We start from the raw sequence: 24,807 nt of genomic DNA, 5'->3' as shown, positions 1-24,807 counted from the left end.
GGACGAAGACAATGGCTGAATTTTCACTTCCTAAAAATTCCCGTATCGGCAAGGGCAAAACTGTCAAGGCTGAAGGGGCATCCAACACCCGGGACTTCCATGTTTATCGCTGGAACCCGGATGATGGTGAAAACCCGCGCATGGACACCTTCGAGGTGGACATGGACAACTGTGGCCCCATGGTTCTTGATGCGCTGATCAAGATCAAGAACGAGATGGACAGCACGGTCACGTTCCGTCGGTCCTGTCGTGAGGGTGTGTGCGGCTCATGTGCCATGAATATCAACGGCAAAAACGGCCTCGCTTGCACAACCGCGATCGAAGACGCCAAGGGCGCTGTCTCCATCACGCCACTGCCGCATCAGGAAGTGGTGAAGGACCTTGTGCCGGACCTCAGTAACTTCTATGCGCAATATGCCTCGATCAAGCCATGGATGCAGACGCAATCCACCACGCCTGAGAAAGAGCGCCTGCAATCGCGCGAGGACCGCGAAAAGCTGGACGGCCTTTACGAGTGTATCCTGTGCGCCTGTTGTTCAACATCGTGCCCAAGCTACTGGTGGAATGGTGACAAATACCTTGGCCCAGCCGTGTTGCTGCAGGCCTACCGCTGGCTGATTGATAGCCGTGATGAAGCAACAGGCGACCGTCTGGACGATCTTGAAGATCCGTTCCGGCTTTATCGTTGTCACACGATCATGAACTGCGCAAACGCTTGTCCGAAGGGCCTGAACCCCGCAAAGGCGATCGCTGAGATCAAGAAAATGATGGTGGAACGCAAGGGCTAGGCGCCAGCGTTCAGCTACATTATGTACGCGGGCGCCATTGGCGCCCGTTTTTGTGTGTTTGAAGGAAGTGCGGCGAATGAACCTCATATCCCGACTGGTATGTACGGTGGCCATTTTGGCGGTAAGTTCACTTGCCCATAGCGCGGAGCCTGTGACGGCCAGCCGGTTGGGGGACAGTGTGTTTCGTGATGTGTGGCATGCTATCTTGAACGAGGCAGGGATTGAGGCCAAGCTGATCGCCGCCCCGCGTGGTGTGCGCCGCGATATGTTTGTGCGCGGCGAGCTTGTGCTGGACTGTTGCTCGGTGGAAGCGTGGCGTAACCGCGCGGACGAAATAGAAACACAGCTCTGGACGGTACCCTTTTTTTACACCGTGGATCATCTCATTCTGCAGGCGGGCCGCAGGTATGATATTCCTGACCCGCTTGACCTGACGGCGTTCAAGGTGGGTATCGTGCAGGGCTTTACTTATAAGAAAGACACCCATTTTGGCGATGTGATATCCCGCGTCTCGTTGGGGGAGGTGTTTGAGGCTGTTGCAGCGGGCGAGGCGGATCTCACGATTGCTAATCATCAGGAATTTCGCCGGCGGCAAAAACTCACCCCCTTACCGCTTGTGCTTGGCCCCGAATATCACCGGCTTGGGCTTCGGGCGCGTGTGCATAATTCGCGGCCTGATCTGTTGCCGCGCGTTGAGGCCGCTATCAAGCGGCTGAACGCCAATGGCACGATCGCAAGGCTTACGGGAGCACGGCTAAGAGACATGTCCGAACGGGGTGAACCACAGTAGCGAAATCTTAACGTCGCGGATGCTAGACAGGACCAGCATACCAACAGTTTCAAGGACAGGCGTCTGTTACGGATTTTGACCATATTATGCTTGGCCGGACTTTTGTCCCCATCTACGGAGCCGTCATATGCGTCAGCGGAGGCCCCAACCGTGCGGGTGGGGCAAAGCGATTCAATTGCCTATTCCAGAGTGTTTGCCGCTATCCTTACAGAGGCGGGTATCAGCGCCGAATTTGTTGCCGCGCCCCATGGCCGGAAACGGCGCATGTTCCTTGACGGAGTGATCGCAATCGATTGCTGCGCCTCTCCCATTTGGCGGCAAGCACCAGGCGAAGCTGAGGTCCAGCTTTTCTCTGATGCCTTTCATCATTCGCCGGAGCATTATGTTTTCAGGAAGGGGCAGGTTGTCGACATCGCAAAGCCCGAGGTATTACGCACCTTGCGCGTCGCAAAAGTACGGGGTTTTAACTATCAGGATGAGCGTTTTTTTGGCGAAACCATTGCCGTGCGCGACATGGAAGATGTGCTGGATATGCTTGTGGCAGGGCGCGCCGATGTCGGCATGATCAACCGGCAGGATTTTTACCGTCGTATGCGCCTTAAACCACGCCCGCTTGAACTTGGGAAAGCACATTTTATCGCGGACCTGAGATTGCGGGTCCACAAGGATCACGCCGCATTGCTACCCAAAATCAACGCGGCAATCACGCACCTTCGCCAAGCGGGCCGGATCGCAGAAATTCTGAAGGACGCCGAAGAACAGCGGATGGTCAAAGAGGCTGATGAGCCAGTTTCGTTGAAGGTTGGGCAAAGTGACAGCGTTGGCTTTCAGGCTGCATGGCGCGCCATTTTGGACGAAGCAAATATCAGCTCTAGCTTTGTTTCCGTGCCGCCGGAACGCAAACGGCGCCTGTTTATCGAGGGCGGCATCCTGCTTGATTGTTGCGCGGCATCGGTGTGGCGTGACCGGCCGGCCGAGATTGAAGTCCAGCGCTGGAGCGAGACATTTTACCTGACCCGGGAGCAATATGTGTTCCCAAACGGCAAGGCCAAGCCTATTGATGTCCCGGAAGACCTCAAACTCCTGCGGGTCGCCACCGTGGGCGGGTTCGAGTATCAGGATCGCGCGTTTTTTGGCGTCGAGGTGCCAGGGCGCAATATTGAAGATGTGCTCAAGCTCTTGCTCGCAGGGAGGGCGGATGTCGGCATTATCAGCAACGTTGATTTTATCGCATTGACCCAGTGGACGCCGAACAGCTTTGAGCTTGGCGATGTACGTATCCGCGCACAGCAGAAGGTCCGGGTTCACCGTTCGGTCGCGCACCTGCTGCCGCGTATCAACGCGGCGATCACGCGCCTGAACAGCGATGGCCGGCTGATTACACTGCTTGAAAGACAGACGCCGGTGGCGCTGGACCCCTTAGCCACCAAGGAATGAAGTGCGCAGTTTCTCAGCGCGTTTGGCGGTAAGGCCCAGGGCATTTTCCAGATAGGCGTCTACACTGCCGTATTCCTTCGCGATCGCGGCATAGGCGGCATGAAGGAAATCGGGCTCCACGCCCACAAGTGGGAAAACATCCCTTGGGGCAATGGTTTTACCTGCCCGCGATGATAGCCAGCTGGCCAGGCGTTCACTCGTCTCATCAAGGTCGACCGCTTCATTGGTCAGCAGGAAATCTTCCATGACCTGTTCGTCACCCACCCCCAGTGCCCGAAGCAGCAGAGCACCGGTGATGCCGGTGCGGTCCTTGCCCGCGGTACAGTGGAAAAGCGCGGCCCCATCGCCTTCATGATCTACCAGCGTGTCGAAAAACTGCCGCACGCCAGCGGTGTTTTTAAGCGGGATTGTTTCGAATGCCAGGATGAATTGCGCCCTGAGGTCATCGGCTGGGAAAGGGCTGGCTGACAGGCGTTCAAACAGTTCATGCACCCATGCCGCTGCGTTTCCGCCGATGGGCAACGGGTGATACCTTGGCACCCAGCCCTGCGCCCAGCGCACTGGGTGGCGTTTTTTTTCCGCGTCCGAGCGGAAGTCTATCACCGTGGTAATATTGCGCGCGACAAGCTCGGTTCCACAATCGTCGGTCATGTCTGATAAGTGGCCTGAGCGGAACAGGCGTCGCCACGCCACAGGTGTCCCTGACCGCGTGCTGTAGCCGCCCATGTCGCGAAAGTTCTTGACCCCGGCGAGGGGGAAGATGCGGCTGTTTAGGGTCATGAAGAGGTGCCTTGTCGTCATCGAGTTTCACTGGAACTTTCCCTGTTGAATATGACGATGCGGCGACAGGTCAAGGAAATGGGCCAAATAAAATGCCGTAAGTGGCAGTGTAGTGACCTCCTTTCTTTCAGTTTGTCGACGTCAAAACTGCGTGCTAGGGAAGGATGAACCAGAGCGACGAGTGGCGGAGCATTTATGTCAGAGACACCTAAGGCGGCCTACCGGCGGCTGATTGAAGAAGGTGAGGTACGCCCGGATGTGGATCAGGAGCGGGTCATCGCCCATTTTGAGCGCCTGTACCATGAGCTGGCAGACTATCCCGAGGTTGCCGGGCGGTCCGGTGGCTTGTCGATCAAGAGCTGGCGCCTGTCGAACCTGTTCCGTTGGTCGGGCGGCGATAAAAACGTCCCCAAGGGCCTCTATATCTATGGCGGTGTAGGGCGCGGAAAATCCATGCTGATGGACCTGTTCTTCGAGCTGGCGCCGGTAAAGCACAAAAAACGTGTGCACTTTCATGAATTCATGCTTGATATCCACGCCCGGCTGAAGGAATGGCGCAGCCTTTCCGGCAAGGAACGGGCGGCGAAAGGTGGAAGGGCGTCAGAGGATGACCCTATCCCGCCGGTGGCGCGCCAGATCGCGCTCGAGGCAACGTTACTGTGTTTCGATGAAATGCAGGTTACCGACATTGCCGACGCCATGGTGCTAGGTCGTCTCTACAAGGAAATGCTGGAGCGCGGTGTGGTGATTGTCGCCACCTCAAACCGGGTGCCGGATGACCTTTATAAGGGCGGCCTCAACCGCCAGCTTTTCCTGCCGTTCATCGAAAAGATCAAGGCGGAGTTTGAGGTCGTGCCGCTCGATGGCCCCACCGACTATCGCTACGACCGCCTCAAGGGGGTGGATACCTATTATACCCCCATCAATGAGGAAACCACCGCGAAGCTTTCGGAAGCCTTCTTTCGTTTGACCGACCGCAACGTGGAAGATCGCGACAAGGTACCGTCGGACGAACTGACTGTGCAGGGGCGCAAACTGTTTGTGCCCAAGGCCGCGCGGGGTGTGGCGGTGTTCTCGTTCAAGCGCCTGTGCGCCAATGCGCTTGGGGCGGCGGATTATCTGGCCATCGCGCGTGCGTATCATACGGTTATTTTAGTCGCGATCCCACAGCTTGGGGCGGAGAAACGCAACGAGGCAAAACGTTTTGTCACCCTGATTGATGCGCTTTATGAGCATGGGGTAAAACTGCTGTGCTCGGCCGCTGTGCCGCCAGACAAGCTATATGAAGCCGGTGATGGTCACTTCGAGTTCGATCGCACGGTTTCCCGTCTGATGGAAATGCAGTCGGAAGATTATTTGCACCGCGGGCACGGAAAAGATAATGACTGAACGAGAGTGGGTGCATCCTTCCAATCTGTTTCGTGAGTCTAGTGGTGCGCAGATCTTTAAGAGATGCATGTCTCAGTCGATCATGCATAGACTTCAAACCATCGCGGATAGGCTTTTGGGGAACAGCGCAGGCTACCGTGTGTCAAACTACGAACTTGATTGGTTGTTTCGCAACCGTAGCTCTTTGAAGACTTTGGCGTCTGATTTGATCGGTAGTCCGGCATTTCCGGTCAGGGCGGTGTTTTTTCAGAAGAACGTGTGCTGCAACTGGATTACGCCGTGACATCAGGACCGTACCATACCGGTCGTCTCAAAACATAAATTGCAGGATTACGAGACATGGACGCATAAGAACGGGACTCCTCATGTAGAACCTCCGATTGAGTTGTTAGAGAGTATGGTTACCTTAAAAATTTATTTGGACGAATGTTCAAAGGAGTCTGGGCCGCTCCGTATTGCTCTTGATAGCCACCGTTTAGGGAGGATAAGCAACACTGAAGCTGCTGCGACAGCAGCATCGTTACCTCAGTTGGATTGCGAGGCCGACGCGGGCGATGTGTGGGGTCTCTCTACGCCTATTTTGCATAGTTCCCAAAGATCCGAGGTATCTGGGCCTCGCCGCATTCTTCACGTTGATTTTGCTGCAACTGAGCTACCAGCACCGCTTGCATGGCGTCCATTGATGCGTAGTTAAGGCCGTTTCAGCCACCCCAGATAACTCAGGCGGCGTTCGCCTGCGAATGGGGCAACATGTTGCACGGCGTGCGACTGTGGCACGGTGAAGATGTTCAATGTGTTGAACGATGGCTTGAAGCCGCCGGTGATATTGCCGCTTTTGTCGAGGAACATCAGGTTGCCGCCCCAGTTAGGGTTCCAATGTTTGGTCATGGAGATGGTATAGGCCGCCACGCGGTTTTCATTGGCGTGGGTGTCATCATGAGTGGTGAGGAAATGGCCGGGCAGATACTGGCTGGCAAAACTGTCTGACCGGTCGATCTCCGGCGCGCCGGTGAGGGTGCGCATGAAATCAAGAAACTCGGCGGAGTTCACATAGTCGTGCATCTGATGCAAGGGGTGGCCTTGCTCGCGCCCGTTTTTGATGGCCTCTGTCATATAATATTGGTCGAAGAAATACTGGAAGCCTTTTTGCGCCCCCAGTTGGATCTTCTGCATGAACTGGATTTTCTGTTCGCGCGGCATGTTCATCATACTGGCGACCGGCACTTCGAAATAATTATTGCCGTCGTTGTAGGCAGAGAACCATGTTTTGTTGTTGGCGATCAGGTCATACAGCGCGGTGGCCGTCTCACTGGTGAAGAAATCAGGCACCTGCAGCCGACCGGTTTTCCTGTATTCTTTCGCCAGTTCGACAGGATTATGCCGTTGGTCAATGGTGATGTTAATCATCTGCCTGCAGTCCGTCCGTAATGGTCTTGTGGCGCATATCCACGCCCCGTGCTTTCCCTCGTGCGTTTGTTGTAGTGACGGAAGGCTGGCTTGGCAACCTTACCCTACGACGTGCGCAAATGAGAGACTCGGGCACCGCTCAATAAGTGAATTTTGAGTAATTTTATTTCAAGCCATGCGCCATTTGCATAGCTGGTAACCAAAAAATAATGTCCATTACCGCTGAAAGCCTACTAAGGTAACGATTCATAAAGGTATAAGAGGGAAGGTAGCACTTCATGACTTGTCTCAATGGGGTAAACGCGCTAGGTACCTCCCAGAATATTCATCGTTTTTCAGTAAGCGGTTACTGATCTCAAGTGGCCCCAAAACTTGGCTGGAGCATTCTCATGGCACGTAAAAAAATTGCATTGATCGGCAGCGGCCAGATCGGTGGTACCCTTGCACACCTCGCAGCGCTTAAAGAGATGGGCGACATCGTCCTTTTCGACATCGCGGAAGGCCTGCCCCAAGGCAAGGCACTTGATCTTGCGCAAAGCGCACCGGTTGAAGGGTATAACTCGGTCCTTAAGGGCGCGAACGATTATGCGGATATCGCAGGCGCGGATGTGGTGATTGTGACCGCAGGTGTGCCGCGCAAACCCGGCATGAGCCGTGACGACCTCCTGGGCATCAACCTCAAGGTTATGAAAGCAGTTGGTGAAGGCATCGGCAAATATGCGCCCGATGCCTTTGTTATTTGTATCACCAACCCGCTGGATGCAATGGTCTGGGCGCTGCAGAAATTCTCCGGCCTGCCTACGAACAAGGTTTGTGGCATGGCGGGTGTTCTGGATAGCTCGCGCTTCCGCCACTTCCTTGCTGAAGAATTCAATGTATCGGTGCAGGACGTCACAGCGTTCGTTCTTGGCGGCCATGGCGACACCATGGTGCCGCTGACCCGCTACTCCGCTGTTGCGGGCATTCCGGTGCCGGACCTCATCAGGATGGGCTGGTCCACCGAAGAAAAGATCAACCAGATCGTACAGCGCACCCGTGACGGTGGCGCAGAGATCGTTGGTCTTCTCAAAACCGGTTCGGCTTTCTATGCCCCGGCGACAAGCGCGATCGAGATGGCGGAAAGCTACCTCAAGGACAAGCGTCGGCTGCTGCCTGTTGCCTCGTACCTTTCCGGTGAGTACGGCCTGAAGGACATGTATGTGGGTGTGCCGGTCATCATTGGTGCAAACGGCGTTGAAAAAGTTGTCGAGATCGACCTTCATGGAGAAGAGAAGGCTGGCTTTGATCACTCTGTAAACGCGGTTAAGGGCCTGATGGAAGCTTGCATCAATATCGACCCGTCGCTGAAGTAACGACTGGCGCTGACACAGTTGGAACTTTCCAAATCTGGAACTCAAGGAGTTGGATAGCAGATGAATATCCATGAATATCAGGCGAAAGGCCTGCTTAAAAAATATGGCGCGCCCGTACTTGACGGCGGTGTGGCCTATACGGCGGCGGAAGCTGTTGACGAAGCGAAAAAACTTGGCGGCCCGGTTTGGGTTGTCAAAGCGCAGATCCACGCTGGTGGCCGCGGTAAAGCGGGCGGTGTGAAGGTTGTCAAATCGCTCGATGATGTTGAAGCGGTTGCAAAAGAGCTGATCGGCAAGACGCTTGTTACACACCAGACAGGCCCTGAGGGCAAAGAGGTGAAGCGTGTGTATGTGGAAGACGGATGCGCGATCAAAAGCGAATTCTATCTCTCCATGCTGCTGGACCGTGCGTCCGGCAAGCTTGCCATCATGGCCTCGACCGAAGGCGGGATGGACATTGAGGAAGTGGCAGAAAGCACACCTGAAAAGATCGTCACCATCACGATCGACCCGGTGACGGGCCTTCAGCCTTTCCACTGTCGCCGCGTGGCCTTTGGGCTCAATCTTGAAGGTGCCGCCGCTAAAGAATGCCAGAAAGTCGTGGCGTCGCTTTACAAAGCCTATACCGATCTGGATGCATCGCTTCTGGAGATCAACCCGCTTGTGCTGACCGAAGACGACAAGATGGTCGTGCTTGACGCCAAGATGTCCTTCGACGGCAACGCGCTGTTCCGCCACGGTGACGTGCGTGAGCTGCGCGACGAATCAGAAGAAGATCCAAAAGAGATCGAAGCCAGCAAATACGACCTCAACTATATCAGCCTCGATGGTTCCATCGGCTGCATGGTCAACGGTGCCGGTCTTGCGATGGCAACCATGGATATTATCAAGCTCAAGGGCGGCGAGCCTGCCAACTTCCTCGATGTTGGTGGTGGCGCCACAAAAGAGCGTGTGACAGAAGCCTTCAAGATCATCCTGTCGGATGACAATGTTGAAGGCATCCTCGTGAACATCTTTGGCGGCATCATGCGCTGTGACGTGATCGCGGAAGGCGTTGTTGCCGCAGCGCGCGAAGTGGCGCTTAGCGTGCCGCTGGTGGTCCGCCTTGAAGGTACGAACGTAGAACTTGGCAAACAGATCATGGCGGACAGCGGTCTGCCAATCATCACTGCCGACGATTTGAATGACGCGGCTGAAAAAGTTGTGAAAGCCGTGAAGGAGGCAGCGTAATGTCCGTTCTCGTAGGAAAAAATACCAAGGTAATCTGCCAGGGTTTCACCGGCGCGCAGGGCACCTTTCACTCTGAGCAGGCGATTGCGTATGGCACCAACATGGTTGGTGGGGTGACGCCGGGTAAAGGCGGCTCCAAGCACCTTGATCTGCCCGTGTTCGACACAGTGGCCGATGCCCGTGAAGCCACGGATGCCAATGCGTCCGTGATCTATGTGCCGCCACCATTCGCCGCTGACGCTATTCTTGAAGCCATCGACGCCGAGCTTGAGCTTGTTGTGTGTATCACGGAAGGTATTCCGGTGATGGACATGGTGCGCGTCAAGCGCGCGCTCAAGAACTCCGGCACGCGACTGATTGGCCCGAACTGCCCCGGCGTGATTACGCCGGGTGAGTGCAAGATCGGCATTATGCCGGGCCACATCCACAAGCGCGGCAACGTGGGTATCGTCTCCCGCTCGGGTACGCTGACCTATGAAGCTGTTGCACAAACAACGGCTGCGGGCCTCGGCCAAAGCACTTGTATCGGTATCGGGGGTGACCCGGTAAACGGCACCAACTTTATCGATTGTCTTGATATGTTCCTTGGTGATGATGAAACCCATTCGATCATCATGATCGGTGAAATCGGCGGCTCTGCGGAAGAAGAAGCGGCTGAATTCCTCAAGGCGAGCAAGACCAAAAAGCCGGTTGCTGGCTTTATTGCTGGTCGTACCGCACCTCCTGGCCGTACGATGGGCCACGCTGGTGCGATTGTATCCGGTGGTCAGGGCGGTGCCGAAGACAAGATCGAAGCAATGAAAAGCGCGGGTATCGTTGTTTCCGACAGCCCGGCTGCACTTGGTACGACGCTTCTGAAAGCCATCAACGGTTAAACCGTCACGAAGAGGGGCGCGGTGAAAAACACCGCGCCAGTTGCCCATGGGTGCAGATATGGACCGCATCGCCGCGCTTGAAGGCGTTAGCCCTCAGTTTGTTGAAACGCTGTATGATAAGTATTCCAAGGACCCCGGCTCTGTTGATCAGGGCTGGGCCGAATATTTTTCAGACCTTGAGGCGGGTGTTTCAAAATCCGGCCCCAGTTGGGCCCGTTCCGACTGGCCGCTTCGGCCAAACGATGATCTGACGACGGGCCTTGATGGCTCCGATATGTTCATTGAGGACAGCCGCCCGGCCAAGGACGCGGGCACGGCAGTCAGCCAGGCGGACGTTCGCGCTGCAACCATTGACAGTATCCGGGCTTTGATGATGGTGCGCACCTACCGGGTGCGTGGACACCTGATGGCCAATCTCGACCCGCTTGGGCTTGAGGAGCGTCCGGTGAACCCTGAGCTTAAGCCGGAAACATACGGCTTTGGTCCCGGTGACATGGACCGCAAGATTTTCATGGACGGTGTGCTTGGGCTTGAGACAGCTTCCGTTCGTGAGATCATCGATATTCTCAAGCGTACCTACTGCGCCAATCTGGGCGTTGAGTTTATGCACATCAACGACCCGGAGGAGAAAGCGTGGATCCAGCGCCAGATCGAAGGGCGTGACAAGGAAATCCAGTTCACCGACCGCGGCAAGATCGCCATTCTGAACAAGCTTATTGAAGCGGTTCAGTTCGAACGCTTCCTTGGCCGTAAATATACCGGAACCAAACGCTTTGGTCTTGATGGCGGTGAAGCCATGGTGCCCGCGCTTGAGGCGGTGATGAAAACCGGTGGCCAGTACGGTCTTGATGAGATTGTCATCGGCATGCCGCACCGGGGGCGGCTGAATGTTCTCGCTAACGTGATGCAGAAGCCCTACCGCGCTATTTTCAACGAATTCCATGGTGGTTCTTTCAAACCTGACGATGTTCAGGGCTCTGGCGACGTGAAATATCACCTTGGTACCTCGGCTGACCGCGAGTTTGACGGCAACAAGGTACACTTGTCGCTGAATGCCAACCCATCGCACCTTGAAGCGGTGAACCCGGTTGTGATCGGTAAAACCCGCGCCAAGCAGGAACAGAAAAAAGACACCAAGCGTCACACCACACTGTCCCTGCTGCTGCACGGTGATGCTGCGTTTGCGGGCCAGGGTATCGTTGCTGAGTGTTTCGGCATGTCCGGCCTGCGGGGTTACAACACGGGCGGCACGGTGCACTTCATTGTAAATAACCAGATCGGTTTCACCACCAGCCCACAATTCGCCCGCTCCAGCCCGTATCCAAGTGATGTGGCCAAGATGGTACAGGCGCCAATTTTCCATGTGAACGGCGACGATCCGGAAGCGGTGACATATGCATCGAAACTGGCGACGGAATTCCGCCAGACCTTCCGCCGCGATGTGGTGATCGACATGATCTGCTACCGCCGCTTCGGACATAACGAATCGGATGAGCCTGCATTTACGCAGCCGCTGATGTATGCCGCGATCAAAAAGCATCCGAGCGTGGTGAAGATTTATGCTGACCGTCTGATCGAAGAAGGCGTGATCACCGCCGAGAAGTTTGAGCAGATGGAAAACGAATTCGTCAGCTATCTTGAGGACGAGTTTGAATCCGCCAAGGAATACCGCGTAAACAAGGCTGACTGGTTCGAAGGAAAATGGGAAGGCCTTGGCCTTGCCGACAAGGACCACGAGAAGCGTCGAGCTCAAACCGGTGTGGCAGAGATGATGCTGCGCGAAGTGGGCGAAATCATCACCAGCGTACCGGAAAAGTTCAACATTCACCGCACGCTCAAACGGGTGCTTGAGAACAAACAGCAGATGTTTGAAAACGGCGCCGGTTTTGACTGGGCAACGGCTGAGGCGCTGGCGTTTGGCACCTTGCTGCGTGAAGGGTATGGCGTTCGTCTTTCGGGGCAGGACTGTGGCCGGGGTACGTTCAGCCAGCGTCATGCTGTCTTTGTCGACCAGAAGACCGAGGACCGTTACATCCCGTTGCAGACGGTGAATGACAACGCGCAGTTCACAGTGCTGGATAGCCATCTGTCGGAATTCGGGGTTCTGGGGTTTGAGTATGGCTACTCAATGGCGGAGCCAAATTCGCTCACGCTGTGGGAGGCGCAGTTCGGCGATTTTGCCAACGGTGCCCAGATTATTATCGACCAGTTCATCTGTTCGGCGGAGGCCAAATGGCTTCGCATGTCGGGCCTCGTGCTGCTGCTGCCGCACGGGTATGAAGGGCAGGGGCCTGAGCACTCTTCCGCGCGGCTCGAACGCTACTTGCAACTGTCTGCCGAAGACAACTGGCAGGTGGTGAACTGTACGACCCCGGCAAACTATTTTCACGTGCTGCGGCGGCAGATGCATCGGGCTTTCCGCAAGCCACTGGTGATCATGACGCCGAAGTCGCTGCTCAGGCACAAGCGCTGTACGTCGGAGCTGGCTGATTTTGGCCCCGGTTCGCAGTTCCACCGGGTTTTGTGGGATAGCGCTGAAACGCCGAATGGCGGTTCGATCACACTCAAGAGCGACGACAAGATCAAGCGTGTCGTCCTATGTTCCGGCAAGGTCTACTATGACCTGCTGGAAGAGCGCGACAAGCGCGAGCAGGATGACACATACCTGTTGCGTGTGGAGCAGCTCTACCCGTTCCCTGAGCGGGCAATCAAAATGGAGCTGCAGCGCTTCAAGAACGCTGAAAGCATCGTCTGGTGTCAGGAAGAGCCGCGCAACATGGGGGCGTGGTTCCATATCCATGAACCACTTGAAGACGTACTAATTGATCTTGAAATGACGTGCAAGCGGCCAGCATATGCAGGTCGTGCGGCGAGCGCGTCGACCGCAACCGGCCTCGCGTCCAAGCACGCGGCGCAGCAGGAAGCGCTCGTAAACGAAGCACTGACAAAATAGGATAAGGGTAGGAGCACACCCAATGGCAATCGAAGATATCAAAATCCCGCAGATGGGCGAGTCAGTCGCTGAAGGCACCATCGGCACTTGGCTGAAAAAGGTGGGCGACCGCGTCGAAGCGGATGAACCGATTGTAGAGGTTGAAACCGACAAGGTAGCAATGGAGGTGCCAAGCCCGGTGGCTGGCGTCCTTGTTGAGATCGTTGCGGAAGAAGGTGAAGACGTTGAGATCGGTGCGCTGATCGCCAAGGTCGATACCGAAGGCAAGGCCGACAGCGCGCCAAGTCCGGCACCAAAGGAAGAAAAAGCCGAGAAGCCTGAAAAGGCGGAAGCCAAGGAATCCGCGCCCAAGAAGGAAGAAAAGAAGGAAAGCGCCCCGGCGCCGAGCCCTTCTTCGTCCTCAAGCGATGAGCTGATGCCGATGTCACCAGCTGTGCGCCGCGTGGTTGAAGACTATAACCTTGACCCCGCCTCGATTGAAGGCACCGGCAAGGACGGGCGCCTGACCAAGGCGGATGTCATGAGCGCGATCGAAAGCGGCAGTGCCCGCACGCTGTCACAGCCTGCCGTTACGGCTAACACATCACCTGTTGCTGGCCCGCGTGAAGAACGCGTGAAGATGACCAGGCTGCGTAAACGCATCGCCGAGCGCCTGAAGGATGCACAAAACACTGCCGCCATGCTGACCACCTATAATGAGGTGGACATGACGGCGGTAATGGAAGCGCGCACCAAATACAAAGACCTGTTTGCGAAAAAGCACAACATCAAGCTTGGCTTCATGAGCTTCTTCACGAAGGCCTGCTGCCTTGGTCTCAAGGAAATACCGGCCGTGAACGCGCAGATTGATGGGGACGAGATTGTCTATCACAACTATGCCAACATTGGCGTCGCTGTGTCCTCGCCAAATGGTCTGGTTGTGCCGGTGCTCAAGGACGCGCAGGGCATGTCGTTTGCTGACACAGAGTTGTCGATTGCAAACTATGGCCGCAAGGCGCGTGACGGCAAGTTGACGGTTGACGACATGCAAGGTGGGACGTTCACCATCTCCAATGGCGGCATCTTTGGCTCATTGATGTCCAGCCCGATTTTGAACCCGCCACAGTCGGCTATCCTTGGGATGCACAAGATTCAAGAACGCCCGATGGCGATTGGTGGACAGGTTGTGATCCGGCCTATGATGTATCTGGCGCTTTCCTACGATCACCGCATCATTGATGGCCGTGAGGCTGTGACCTTCCTGGTTCGCGTGAAGGAAGCGCTTGAAGATCCAACCCGCCTGCTCCTTGACATGTAAGGCGGCCAGGCCGACTTGTGAGATAAATAGTGATGGGTGGGGCCGTGTTCTCCACCCTTTATTGCGATAAGAAGGGACATGAAATGTCTGACGTATTCGACGTAGTTGTCATTGGTGCTGGCCCCGGCGGTTATGTTGCCGCCATCCGTGCCGCGCAACTTGGTCTCAAGACCGCCTGTATCGACAAGCGCGACACCTTGGGCGGCACCTGCCTCAATGTGGGCTGCATGCCTTCCAAGGCGCTTCTCAATGCGTCGCATCTCTATCATGAAGCTGCACATGACCTTGGCAAGTTCGGCATCACCACCAAAGGGGTTTCTTTCGACCTCAAGGAAATGATGGCAGCCAAGGACAAGATTGTTGATGGGCTGACGGGCGGCATCGAGTTTCTGTTCAAGAAACACAAGATTACCTGGTTCAAGGGTACGGGCCGCATGACTGCGAAGGACAGCATTGAGGTTGACCTCAATGACGGCGGCAAGGAAACCATCAAAACAAAAAACACCATCATTGCAACAGGCAGCGACGTCGCAAGCCTGCCGGGCGTTGAGATCGACGAGAAAAAGATCGTCTCCTCCACTGGCGCCCTGAGCTTGCCCAAGGTACCGAAACATCTTGTGGTGATCGGTGGCGGGGTGATTGGGCTTGAACTTGGTTCTGTGTGGCAGCGCCTCGGCTCAGAGGTTACGGTTGTTGAGTTCATGGATCAGGTTTTGCCGGGCATGGATGGCGAAGTTCGCAAGACCTTTGGTCGCAGCCTTAAAAAACAGGGTATGAAGCTGAACCTGTCATCGAAAGTTACGTCGGTCGAAAAAACCAAGTCCGGCGTGAAGGTGACCTTCGAGCCCGTCAAGGGTGGTGACGCAACCACGATTGAAGCTGATGTGGTGCTGGTCTCCGTTGGGCGCCGTCCGTATACCGCCGGCCTTGGGCTTGAGACCGTGGGTGTGGAGCTTGACGACCGTTCCCGCATCAAGGTCAATCACGATTTCTCCACCAATGTCGCGGGTGTGTGGGCGATTGGCGATGTGATCGAAGGTCCGATGCTGGCGCACAAAGCGGAAGATGAAGGGGTCGCCTGTGCGGAGAATATTGCCGGACTCACGGGGTATGTGAACCACGACGTTATCCCGGGTGTTGTCTATACCTTCCCTGAGGTTGCCGCCGTTGGCAAAACCGAAGAAGAGCTCAAGGATGCGAAGGTTGATTACATCGCGGGCAAGTTTCCATTCACCGCCAATAGCCGGTCGAAAGCAAACCTGCAAACCGAGGGTTTTGTGAAGATTCTGGCGGACAAGAAAACTGACCGTGTGCTTGGTGTGCACATTATCGGTGCGGATGCCGGCAACATGATTGCGCAGGCTACGACAGCGATGGAATTTGGTGCATCAGCCGAAGACATCGCGCTGACATGTCATGCGCATCCCACCGAAACAGAAGCGGTAAAAGAAGCCGCCCTCGCGGTGCATAACCGAACTATACATATGTAGGTTTTACAATAAGTGTTAAGTGAAGAACCCCGGCTTATTTGGTCGGGGTTTTTATTTAAAATTTTAGATGTTTTTTGACTCGTTGCCGCAGACGTTTTATTTACAGGCTATTATTAATTTAGCTAAAATTGGCCCGTTCAGGCACATAGCGGACCGGCATCAGGCGTAGCTTAGCTGCTGTTGGGGAACAGTTGATGCAACGTAGAAAAATTGATTATGGCTCACTTAATGCGATGGTTGCGCTATCGAACGCGCAGCTTGGTCGCACCATCTGGCACTTCCTGCGTGAACAAGGGATTGGTGGAGGCCGCTTGGTAACAAGCGCCCGCGACGCAGTTGTCCGCATGGAAAGCGCGCGTTTCTCCCTGTTTTTTGTTGACTATGAACTGCCGGATTTCGGCGGTGTGGATTTCATTAAATTCATTCGCATGGTTGATGGTCCTATGTCCGAAGCCTTTGTGGTGATGGTCATTCCAAACCCGGATCGGGAAAAGGTCTGGGCGGCACGGGATGCTGGCGCCCATGAAATCCTCGGTCTGCCACTGACCGCCAAATTGTTGCATGCCCGCATGAACCATATGGTAGGCAACCCCAAGCCATTCATCCGCGCCACTTCCTATATCGGTCCCTGCCGAAGGCGTGAGGTGGTGAAAATCCACCATGGCGTCGAGCGACGCAAAAAGGATGATAGCGATCCACGTCGCATGCGTCGCGCGTCATAATTTTGGAAATAAATTCTACAATTGTTGAATTCTGCGCAGCAATGCCGTGAGTGGTGTTACGGCTATCTATGGTTTATGTAACGGGTTTCATGATATTTTTCCTAAATAAGCTTTTGACGTAATAAGAAAAAAATACTAATCGGACATCGGCGGATATGAAGCGGCGGGGGCCGCGTTACAGAGTATTCAGCGCCGCGCATTCGCGTGCTCAGGGGGACTATTTTGACGACATAGATCGGCATGAATTACAGCGCTATGCATGCGCTGGTGGCTTTGTCGAACAAGCAGCTAGGTGAAACTCTCTGGCATTATCTGAAGGAATTTGGTGCAGGCACGGTACAGCTTGTATCCACCCCTGAGGACGCTGAGCACCGGATGAGCGAGTTCACGTTTACACATTTTTTTATCGACTATGACCTGGGGGTAAACGGCGGTGACGACTTTGCCAAATTCATCCGAATGTGCGATGGCCCAATGGCCGAAGCTGCAATCGTCATGATCATGCCACAGCCGAGCGCCGATAAAGTTTATGGCGCGCGTGATGGTGGCGTGAATGAGATTCTAGAGCTGCCACTTACAGCCAGGCAACTGTATAGCCGACTGAAATATATCGCGGCGCACCCCAAGCCTTTTGTGCGCGCAGGCGCCTATATAGGCCCGTGCAGGCGGCGGGAAGCAATGAATGTATATCACGGTACGGAGCGGCGTTCATTGGGGCGGCACGCGGGCGCCAGTCGTCGCGCGGATCAGCTCGCTTTGGTCCAGGCCTGGTAGCGCTTACATACCGCCAAAGACCTGGCTTGAAGCCAGTATGGTCAGGGTCATGAAAATGAATGGCATGAAAGCAACGCCGGGGTCGCCCGCATTTGAGCGCATTGCACTGATAAATGCCAGCGTCGCGCGCAGGCTGAAAATCGCGGTCGCGAGACTGATCAGGCCGGTGCCCATCACCATCACGGCGTCACCCTGATAGGACGGGTAGATCAAATAAGCCGCAAGCACCAGCATCAGGCTGAAAAGGGTCATGGCACCATAAAGTGCGGTCAGAGCCCAGCCGCGGAAACGATCAATATTTGGGGTTTCTGGCGGCAGTGACACGTGGAATTCTCCCTTTCAGTCTTGGTATTGGTTGCCGCCGTGGGGTCATGCCCGGCGGAAGGCCTTATCATACACATCAAGCAGACGCGCGCTATCGACTTCTGTGTAAACCTGTGTGGCCTTGAGGTCCGCGTGGCCCAAGAGTTCCTGAATAGTGCGCAGGTCGCCGCCGCGCGACAGGAGGTGGGTGGCAAAACTGTGACGCAGGGCATGGGGGGTCGCGCTTTCCGGCAGGCCGAGGACGGCGCGGACCTTCTGCATCGCCAGCTGCACCGCGCGTGGGCTCAACCGCCCGCCACGTTTGCCCACGAACAGGGCATCGTCCGAATTGCCCAGGGCAAAGGGGCATAATTTTCTGTACAGTCCAATGGTGTCACGCACCGCGGGTAATACGGGTACCACGCGTTCCTTGCCGCGTTTGCCGGTGATACGCATGGTATCGCCGGAAGGGACGTCACCAACGTTCATCGACAGGGCTTCCGCTATCCGGAGGCCGCAGCCGTAAAGCAGCGCGATCACGGCGGTGTCACGCGCGGCAATCCAGTCCTCCTCCGCGAGGTCACCGATGCTTTCCATCACCGTGCGCGCGCCTTCTTCCGTTAAAGGGCGTGGCACGCGATGTGGCAGCTTTGGTCCCTGAATGGCTTTGATGGCGTCATTCTCAATGCCTTCGTTGCGCGCGAGGAAGCGGTAGAAGTTGCGAACGGTGGAAAGCGCCCGGGCGGTGGACCGTGCGCCGACACCCGACCCACGCTTGCTGGCAAGGAAAGCACGAAAGTCCCGCACACTCAGGCGGGCAAATGTGCGGGGGCTGATGGTGTCGCCCGTATGGCCAGCGATAAAACCGATAAAGCCTGCGAAATCGCGGCTGTAGCCGTCCAGTGTGTGGGCGGAAACCCGCCTTTCGCTTTCGAGATACCGGCGCCAGCGCATCACAAGCGCCGCCGCGTCGCCGTCAAGGCCGATGAGCAGGGTTTCGGTGTCGAGTGCGTTTATTTTCATGGGCTCAGGTGTGTGGGTAGCGCAACCGGCCGAGGAAGCGGCTGAGTGACGGCGCGTTCGCACAGGCTTCGCGCGCCCTGAACTTGGCTTTTTCGAACTGCATGACATTCTCAATGCGCCGGTCGAGGAAAGCCCATGTGTCTTCAAAGCCCTCGGATTCGTCGTTCAGCCAGAAAAGCAAGGTTGAACTGTAGACCGCGAGCAATGACGCACGTTTGGTGTACCAGTTATGATCCGTCGATGTATCGCCACAGGCGCGCCAGATAACATCGCACGTGCGCCAGCCAGCTTTCGCGCCTTTAGCTATGTTTTGTGGCAATGCATGGACAGCGACACCACGTTTAACGGCTTCGCGGTGTGTGGTGGCCTGCTCAAACCGCGTGCGTACAGCGACGGTAATGCGGTCGCGAATGCGCATGTTCATAAGGTCAAGGGCGGCGAGCGCAGTCGCCATTTTTTTGTCGGCCAGCACCAGATGGGCTTCAAGCGCTTCCATTGCGCCGCCGGGAAAGGCCAGTTCTGCCATCTCTGAGCTGACGCCGATGTCTTCAGCGGCGTGGCATAAGGCCTTGTCGCTCCAGCCGTCAAAGGGCACATGGTCAAGCATGGCATCCAGAAGCGGTTCACGAAGTTCAAGCGGTGTCTTGTCGTTCTTCATCATCTTCATCCGTTTTGACCATCATAGCACAGCTTGGTGCCGCTTTCATCTTAGCCGAATCCCTATCACGGAAACCAGGCTTGGGCGAGGGGCATGTTGCCGCAAGCTGGTTTTTACCCGCCGTCTGTGTTATGCTTTTTGCAATGTTCCAAACCAAATGCGGCGCGAAGCGTTGGGCCGCAACGGTTTGTTGTGTGAAAATGACTTGTGCGCCGGGGGGCGCTCTGCTATAGGCCTGTTGCCCTATGGTGCGACCCCGATGTCCCGCACTATAAATTTTGGCTTTAGAAAGGAAGGTGTAACCCATGGAGGTTACCGTTCGGGATAATAATGTGGACCAGGCTCTTCGTGCGCTGAAAAAGAAACTTCAGCGCGAAGGCGTGTACCGCGAAATGAAAATGCGTCGGTTCTACGAGAAGCCATCTGAAAAGAAGGCTCGTGAACAGGCTGCAGCCGTTCGCCGTGCTCGCAAGCTTGAGCGCAAGCGCCTGGAGCGCGATGGTCTGGTAGTAAAAGGTCGTTAAGTCGTCCTTTGACAGATACGCAAAAAAACAAAACCCCTTAAGGTCGTGCCTTAGGGGGTTTTTCTTTGCCTCAAGGCGCGCCTAGTATCCATGGGGGGGCGGCAGGCTCAAAAGTAGTCTTGGTTCGCCGCGGTCTTTGTCTGTCTTGAGGTAATAGTTGCCGTAGGGGCTGCGGGCGATGCGTAGGGCCAACTTGCTGCCCTCCTGGCCCGTGACCAGAAATTCGAAGCGCCCGCAGCGTACGCCCTCAACAGCATCCTCAAGCGGTATTTTCCAGATCGAGCCATCATACGATTTGCCGCACAAATGGGTGACGGTTTCAAACGCATTACGGCCTTCGGTTTTGCACACGGCGGTCACATCATAACGACTGGGCATTCCTGTCCTCTTGAATGCAATTGGTCCTGATAATGCCTGATGTCTGGATAGGTATTTTGCCTGAATAGTCACTATACCCGGCAAGCCTTGCGGGATTATTACGAACAGCCGGGCATTTGAGGAAAAGTTTAAAAGTTTGGTGGGCTAAATTCTCAAAGAAAAAGGGCGGCCCCGCAAGGAACCGCCCTGAGTTTTCTTAAGGCTATCGTTGTTGTATCAGGCTGTCCTGATTCTTTGCCCAGGCCTTAGCCGAGGTCAAATTTGATACCTTGTGCGAGGGGCAGTTCGCGGCTGTAGTTGACGGTAGATGTCTGGCGGCGCATGTAAGCACGCCATGCGTCAGATCCACTTTCGCGGCCGCCGCCGGTTTCTTTCTCGCCGCCAAACGCGCCGCCGATCTCGGCACCGGATGTACCGATGTTCACATTGGCGATGCCGCAGTCGGAGCCCGTGGCGGAGATAAAGGTTTCCGCCTCGCGCACATCCGTGGTGAATATCGCGCTTGAGAGGCCCTGCGGTACGCCGTTCTGCATCGCAATGGCGTCATCGAGGTTTTTGTATTTCACGATATAGAGGATCGGCGCGAAGGTTTCTTCGCGCATGCTTTCCGTTTGGCTGTCCAGTTCCACAATCGCCGGGTTCACATAATAAGCACCTGGATAGTCGTCCGCCAGCGCGCGTCCACCACCGGTGATGGTCGCCCCTTCACCGCGCGCGGCTTCAAGCGTTTTTTCCATGTTCTTGAACGAGGCTTCGTCGATCAGGGGGCCAACAAGCGTACCGGACTTGAGCGGGTCCCCAATACGGATGCTGGAATATGCTTTCTTGAGTTGCGGCACCAGCGTGTCATACACGTCTTCATGCACAATCAGGCGGCGGGTCGATGTGCAGCGCTGGCCGGCAGTACCCACGGATCCGAACACGATGCCCGGGATCGCCATCTCAAGGTCTGCGCTTGGGGCCACAATAATGGCGTTGTTGCCGCCAAGCTCAAGGATGCACTTGCCGAAGCGCTCGGCAACGCGCGGGCCAACCTGGCGGCCCATGCGCGTGGAACCCGTGGCAGAGATCAGCGGGACACGCTTGTCGTCGACCATGCGTTCGCCAATGTCGCGCATGCCGATGATGACGGAGGACAGGCCTTCCGGTGCATCGTCGCCAAATTTCTCGATCGCGCGCTCAAGGATTTTCTGGCACGCGAGCGCGGTCATTGGGGTTTTCTCCGACGGTTTCCAGATGATCGGGTCACCGCACGCCAGTGCGAGTGCGGAGTTCCACGCCCATACGGCCACAGGGAAGTTGAAGGCGGAGATAATACCCACGGGGCCAAGCGGCTGCCAGTATTCCCGCATGTGGTGGCCGGGGCGTTCGCTTGCGATGGTCAGGCCGTAAAGCTGGCGGGAAACGCCAACGCCGAAGTCGCAGATGTCGATCATCTCCTGTACTTCGCCTTTGCCTTCTTCGTAGATCTTGCCGCATTCAGCGGAGACGAGGGCACCCAGCGGGTCCTTGTATTTCCTCAGCTCCTCACCCAGCAGGCGCACAAGCTCACCCCGGCGCGGGGCTGGTACGGTGCGCCATTTCTTGAAGGCCTCAGCCGCCTTGGCGATTTTGGCGTCTACGGTTTCAGCCGTGTCCATTTTTACTTTGCCCATCAGGCCGCCGTTGATTGGCGAATAAACCTCGAGGTCGCCATTTTCAAAAGCGCTTGGCTTGATGTCCAACTCGTTCAGGATGTCAGCAACACGTGCCTGCATCAGTACTCTCCTTGGGTGTTCGTGTGAGTGTCTGTTTATTTTTTAGTTCTGAGACCCGATAGCGTGGCCGTGGGGCCGATAGCTTCCGGGTCTACCATGATCTCGATGAGGGCGGGCCGCCCGCTCTCCAGCGCTGCCATCAGGGCTGGCGCAAAGGCGTCGGTGTTCTCGACGCGGGCCGCAAAAGCACCAAAGCTTTCCGCCAGTTTGACAAAGTCCGGGTTTGTGAGGTCGGTCGCCGATACCCGCGCCGGATAGTCGCGTTCCTGATGCATACGGATGGTGCCATACATGCCGTTATTGAACACGAGGAAAATGACATTTGCACCATAACGTGCTGCGGTCGCCAACTCCATCGCGCTCATCATGAAACAGCCGTCGCCCGCGCAGGCCACGACGGTCTTCTCCGGGTTGACAATCTTGGCGGCAATGGCCGCCGGTACGCCGTAGCCCATGGCGCCTGACGTGGGCGCAAGCTGGGTCGGGAAATCGCGGTAGCGGTAAAAACGGTGTAGCCATGCGGCATAATTACCCGCGCCGTTACAGAAGATGCTGTCCGCGGGCAACCGTTCCCGCATGTGTTTATAAAGTGCAGCCAGCTTCACGTCGCCCGGGTTATCGGTCGGGGTGGTCCACGCCTCAAACGCGGCCCGGGCCTCTTTGGTGCCTTCTGCCCACTTGTCGCTGCCTGTCAGTTTCATGCTGGCAAGTAGTGGCGCGATGGTTTTCGGGCCTGCATTGATGGCAAGCGTCGGGTGGTACACCCGGCCGAGCTCTTCCGCGCCCTGATGCATGTGAATAAGTTTTTGTTTCGGTACCGGAACAGATAGCCGTTCATAACCGCCGGTGGTCATCTCACCCAGTCGGGGGCCAAGCACCAAGAGCACATCTGCGTCCTGCATGCGTTTCACCAGTGCCGGGTTTGCGCCGATGCCCATGTCACCGATATAGTTCGGGTGGTTGTTATCAAACCGGTCCTGGCAGCGAAAGGATACCGTCACGGGCAGGTTGTTGTTCTCGGCAAACACTTGCGCCTGTGCGGCGGTTTCCTTGGTCCAGCCGCTACCGCCTAGCATCACCAAGGGGCGTTCGGCTCCTTCCAGCAAGCGTTTGAGTTCAGCCATGTCATCTGCACCCGGATGCGCGATTGCGGGTTTATAGGCGATCTGCTCCTGCGGGTCACACAACTGACGCAGCATATCTTCCGGCAGCGCAAGCGCCACGGGGCCGGGGCGTCCTGATGTGGCGACACGGTAGGCACGGCCGACATATTCGCTGATGCGTGACGCATCGTTGATCTCGGCGGTCCATTTGGTCACTTCCGATAGGAAACGCCGATAGTCGATTTCCTGAAACGCCTCGCGCTCCACCTGATCAGCCGCCACCTGCCCGATGAACATGATCATCGGCGTGCTGTCCTGAAACGCGGTGTGCAGGCCAATGGAAGCATGTGTTGCCCCAGGCCCGCGGGTGACAAAGCAGATACCCGGTTTACCGGTCATCTTGCCGTAGGCTTCCGCCATGTTGGCGGCCCCCGCTTCGTGGCGGCACGTAATGAACTTCAGCCGGTCTTCCGCATCGTGAATGGCGTCAAGCGCGGCGAGGTAACTTTCACCTGGCACACCAAAGGCAATCTCGCTGCCATTTGCCAGCAGCGCGTCAATCAGCGCCTGCCCACCTGTTATTTGTGTTTTTGACAAAGCCGTCACCTTAAAGCTCAATATTTTCTGCTCGGATCGTAACCCCGGCATCTTTCAAACCACGCAGCCACCGTTTGGCTTCCATAGCATCCGTGAGCGCCGCGTGCACACCCGGCTCAAAGGCCCCGCGCCGAACCGCCTTGATCGCTTGTGCCACGGTCAGCGACACTGTCCGTGCCATCGCGGTCTGCCAGCCGCTGCCAACTTCGTCAAGCGCTAGTGAGGCCGACCATACGGTCTCGTCGTTCTCGTCGCGCGCCTTCAGGGCTACATAGAGCACCACACGGTCTTTTTCGTCATCGCCATAGCGGTGTTCCTGCCACAATTTTTCGGACAGCGCCTTAAGGCTCGCAGCATCGCCGTTTTCCACCTGCGTGAAAATATCGCTCCATGCGTCTTTCCAGCCGCCAAGGCGTAGCGTGCCGCGCACGAAGGTTTCGAGCCTGTCTTCACCATCAAGGCCGTATTCCCTGATATAGGGAATGCTGTTGCGGTTGGGGTAAACCTCAAAGGTTTCACCCGCCACCTCAAGCTCTGACACATCACGCCAGACTTTCTCGGTGACCTTTTCCTTGCCGTCTTCAATGCAGCGGGCGGGGTTGGTCAGCGCCTTGAGCACACCAAAGGGTGTCCAGGAGAATTTATAGGCAAAGCCGCCTTTTTCCGCCGGGATGCCACCACAGTGCGAGACAAAGTCTATCTTGTAGCCTTTACCCAGTACACCGGCGCCGCGTGCCGCGTCCACAAGGATATGGGCAAACAGGTGGTCGATACCGGGGTCAAGGCCGACCTCATTGACAAGGGCCACACCCTTGGCTTTCGCCCGCGCGTCGAGCGACGCCATGGCATCATCCACATAGCTGGAGGTCACAAGATGCGCGCCCACCTCAAGGGCGATATTGGCAACGGTGACATGCAGGGCAGCCGGCAGCATGGACACTACAACGTCACCGGTATTCAACTGGTCCTTGAACGCACTGAGCGATGTGTCTTCACCAAGGTCAAGCTGGCCAAAGCCAAGTGTTTTGCCTTCCGGCATCTGGGCCTGAAGCATGCTGGCGCGCCCATCCGTCATATCCCAGACGGTAACACCGTCCTGTTCGCTTGCCAGCGCCACAAGACCGGGGCCTGAAGCGAGACCCGCGCCAATCCAGTGAATGCGTTTTGTATCGGTCATAAA

At 56.2% G+C, this 24,807-nt stretch carries 24 protein-coding genes; 14 read left to right on the top strand and 10 right to left on the bottom strand.

The window, feature by feature from the left end:
- Positions 1-11 precede the first annotated feature (11 nt).
- The 3 genes from OEU85_RS07240 (at position 12) to OEU85_RS07230 (ending at position 3,015) form a co-directional block, all read left to right on the top strand.
- Positions 12-788 (top strand): succinate dehydrogenase iron-sulfur subunit, encoded by a 777-nt coding sequence (locus OEU85_RS07240; protein WP_262690796.1) that lies wholly within the window; start codon positions 12-14, stop codon positions 786-788.
- Positions 789-864: 76 nt separating this feature from the next.
- Positions 865-1,578 carry a substrate-binding periplasmic protein gene (locus OEU85_RS07235; protein ID WP_262690795.1) on the top strand — a complete coding sequence of 238 codons (714 nt, stop codon included), beginning with the start codon at positions 865-867 and terminating at the stop codon, positions 1,576-1,578.
- A 150-nt stretch (positions 1,579-1,728) separates the two neighbouring features.
- Complete coding sequence (locus tag OEU85_RS07230) at positions 1,729-3,015, top strand: type 2 periplasmic-binding domain-containing protein (protein ID WP_262690794.1); 1,287 nt, start codon at positions 1,729-1,731, stop codon at positions 3,013-3,015.
- On the opposite strand, the gene OEU85_RS07225 is transcribed toward OEU85_RS07230, so the two are convergent.
- Complete coding sequence (locus OEU85_RS07225) at positions 2,998-3,795, bottom strand: tyrosine-protein phosphatase (RefSeq protein WP_262690793.1); 798 nt, start codon at positions 3,793-3,795, stop codon at positions 2,998-3,000. The two genes, OEU85_RS07230 and OEU85_RS07225, sit on opposite strands and share 18 nt — an antisense overlap.
- 195 nt (positions 3,796-3,990) lie before the next feature.
- Here OEU85_RS07225 and zapE point away from each other — a divergent pair, with 195 nt between their 5' ends.
- Positions 3,991-5,184 carry a cell division protein ZapE gene (gene zapE, locus OEU85_RS07220; protein ID WP_262690792.1) on the top strand — a complete coding sequence of 398 codons (1,194 nt, stop codon included), beginning with the start codon at positions 3,991-3,993 and terminating at the stop codon, positions 5,182-5,184.
- A 322-nt stretch (positions 5,185-5,506) separates the two neighbouring features.
- Positions 5,507-5,878: a phytanoyl-CoA dioxygenase family protein gene (locus OEU85_RS18605; protein ID WP_394805390.1), complete on the top strand. Its 372-nt coding sequence runs from the start codon at positions 5,507-5,509 to the stop codon at positions 5,876-5,878.
- Here OEU85_RS18605 and OEU85_RS07215 read toward each other — a convergent pair.
- Entirely contained in the window at positions 5,875-6,591 is a 717-nt protein-coding gene (locus OEU85_RS07215) for a 2OG-Fe(II) oxygenase (RefSeq protein ID WP_262690791.1), read from the bottom strand. The two genes, OEU85_RS18605 and OEU85_RS07215, sit on opposite strands and share 4 nt — an antisense overlap.
- 389 nt (positions 6,592-6,980) lie before the next feature.
- Between OEU85_RS07215 and mdh the strand changes: the two genes are divergently transcribed.
- The 8 genes from mdh to OEU85_RS07175 all read left to right on the top strand — a co-directional run bounded on the left by mdh (position 6,981) and on the right by OEU85_RS07175 (position 17,284).
- Positions 6,981-7,943 carry a malate dehydrogenase gene (gene mdh / locus OEU85_RS07210; RefSeq protein ID WP_262690790.1) on the top strand — a complete coding sequence of 321 codons (963 nt, stop codon included), beginning with the start codon at positions 6,981-6,983 and terminating at the stop codon, positions 7,941-7,943.
- Between the two features lie 60 nt (positions 7,944-8,003).
- Complete coding sequence (gene sucC / locus OEU85_RS07205) at positions 8,004-9,173, top strand: ADP-forming succinate--CoA ligase subunit beta (protein WP_262690789.1); 1,170 nt, start codon at positions 8,004-8,006, stop codon at positions 9,171-9,173.
- Complete coding sequence (gene sucD / locus OEU85_RS07200) at positions 9,173-10,048, top strand: succinate--CoA ligase subunit alpha (RefSeq protein ID WP_262690788.1); 876 nt, start codon at positions 9,173-9,175, stop codon at positions 10,046-10,048. The genes sucC and sucD overlap by 1 nt, the downstream gene beginning before the upstream one ends.
- A gap of 58 nt (positions 10,049-10,106) precedes the next feature.
- Positions 10,107-13,001, top strand: coding sequence for a 2-oxoglutarate dehydrogenase E1 component (locus OEU85_RS07195; protein WP_262690787.1), 2,895 nt, complete (start codon positions 10,107-10,109; stop codon positions 12,999-13,001).
- Positions 13,002-13,023: 22 nt separating this feature from the next.
- Positions 13,024-14,298: a 2-oxoglutarate dehydrogenase complex dihydrolipoyllysine-residue succinyltransferase gene (gene odhB / locus OEU85_RS07190; protein ID WP_262690786.1), complete on the top strand. Its 1,275-nt coding sequence runs from the start codon at positions 13,024-13,026 to the stop codon at positions 14,296-14,298.
- An 83-nt stretch (positions 14,299-14,381) separates the two neighbouring features.
- Positions 14,382-15,788 carry a dihydrolipoyl dehydrogenase gene (gene lpdA / locus OEU85_RS07185; protein WP_262690785.1) on the top strand — a complete coding sequence of 469 codons (1,407 nt, stop codon included), beginning with the start codon at positions 14,382-14,384 and terminating at the stop codon, positions 15,786-15,788.
- A gap of 194 nt (positions 15,789-15,982) precedes the next feature.
- Positions 15,983-16,510 carry a response regulator gene (locus tag OEU85_RS07180; RefSeq protein ID WP_262690784.1) on the top strand — a complete coding sequence of 176 codons (528 nt, stop codon included), beginning with the start codon at positions 15,983-15,985 and terminating at the stop codon, positions 16,508-16,510.
- 240 nt (positions 16,511-16,750) lie between these two features.
- Positions 16,751-17,284: a response regulator gene (locus tag OEU85_RS07175; protein ID WP_262690783.1), complete on the top strand. Its 534-nt coding sequence runs from the start codon at positions 16,751-16,753 to the stop codon at positions 17,282-17,284.
- 3 nt (positions 17,285-17,287) lie between these two features.
- On the opposite strand, the gene OEU85_RS07170 is transcribed toward OEU85_RS07175, so the two are convergent.
- The 4 genes from OEU85_RS07170 to OEU85_RS07155 are packed head-to-tail and all read right to left on the bottom strand — an operon-like array spanning position 17,288 to position 19,575.
- Positions 17,288-17,608, bottom strand: coding sequence for a hypothetical protein (locus OEU85_RS07170; protein WP_262690782.1), 321 nt, complete (start codon positions 17,606-17,608; stop codon positions 17,288-17,290).
- Between the two features lie 45 nt (positions 17,609-17,653).
- Complete coding sequence (locus tag OEU85_RS07165) at positions 17,654-18,610, bottom strand: tyrosine recombinase XerC (RefSeq protein ID WP_262690781.1); 957 nt, start codon at positions 18,608-18,610, stop codon at positions 17,654-17,656.
- Positions 18,611-18,614: 4 nt separating this feature from the next.
- Positions 18,615-19,271 carry a COQ9 family protein gene (locus OEU85_RS07160; RefSeq protein WP_262690780.1) on the bottom strand — a complete coding sequence of 219 codons (657 nt, stop codon included), beginning with the start codon at positions 19,269-19,271 and terminating at the stop codon, positions 18,615-18,617.
- Positions 19,243-19,575, bottom strand: coding sequence for a hypothetical protein (locus OEU85_RS07155; RefSeq protein WP_262690779.1), 333 nt, complete (start codon positions 19,573-19,575; stop codon positions 19,243-19,245). The genes OEU85_RS07160 and OEU85_RS07155 overlap by 29 nt, the downstream gene beginning before the upstream one ends.
- Between OEU85_RS07155 and rpsU the strand changes: the two genes are divergently transcribed.
- On the top strand, positions 19,574-19,792 hold the full coding sequence (gene rpsU, locus OEU85_RS07150; RefSeq protein ID WP_020401352.1) for a 30S ribosomal protein S21: 219 nt from the start codon (positions 19,574-19,576) through the stop codon (positions 19,790-19,792). The genes OEU85_RS07155 and rpsU overlap by 2 nt on opposite strands.
- A gap of 81 nt (positions 19,793-19,873) precedes the next feature.
- Here rpsU and OEU85_RS07145 read toward each other — a convergent pair whose 3' ends face one another.
- From OEU85_RS07145 to OEU85_RS07130, 4 genes are all read right to left on the bottom strand, one after another.
- A complete protein-coding gene (locus OEU85_RS07145) occupies positions 19,874-20,170 on the bottom strand; it encodes a DUF3892 domain-containing protein (RefSeq protein WP_262690778.1) in 297 nt (98 codons plus the stop codon).
- Positions 20,171-20,415: 245 nt separating this feature from the next.
- Positions 20,416-21,927 (bottom strand): L-piperidine-6-carboxylate dehydrogenase, encoded by a 1,512-nt coding sequence (gene amaB, locus OEU85_RS07140; protein WP_262690777.1) that lies wholly within the window; start codon positions 21,925-21,927, stop codon positions 20,416-20,418.
- A gap of 35 nt (positions 21,928-21,962) precedes the next feature.
- Positions 21,963-23,678: a thiamine pyrophosphate-binding protein gene (locus OEU85_RS07135; protein WP_394805389.1), complete on the bottom strand. Its 1,716-nt coding sequence runs from the start codon at positions 23,676-23,678 to the stop codon at positions 21,963-21,965.
- Complete coding sequence (locus OEU85_RS07130; protein ID WP_262690775.1) at positions 23,638-24,804, bottom strand: saccharopine dehydrogenase family protein; 1,167 nt, start codon at positions 24,802-24,804, stop codon at positions 23,638-23,640. The genes OEU85_RS07135 and OEU85_RS07130 overlap by 41 nt, the downstream gene beginning before the upstream one ends.
- Positions 24,805-24,807 lie beyond the last annotated feature (3 nt).

Source organism: Kordiimonas aestuarii, assembly GCF_025574465.1.
Classification (GTDB): Bacteria; Pseudomonadota; Alphaproteobacteria; order Sphingomonadales; family Kordiimonadaceae; genus Kordiimonas; species Kordiimonas aestuarii.
This window is presented reverse-complemented; position numbering and strand designations above follow the sequence as displayed.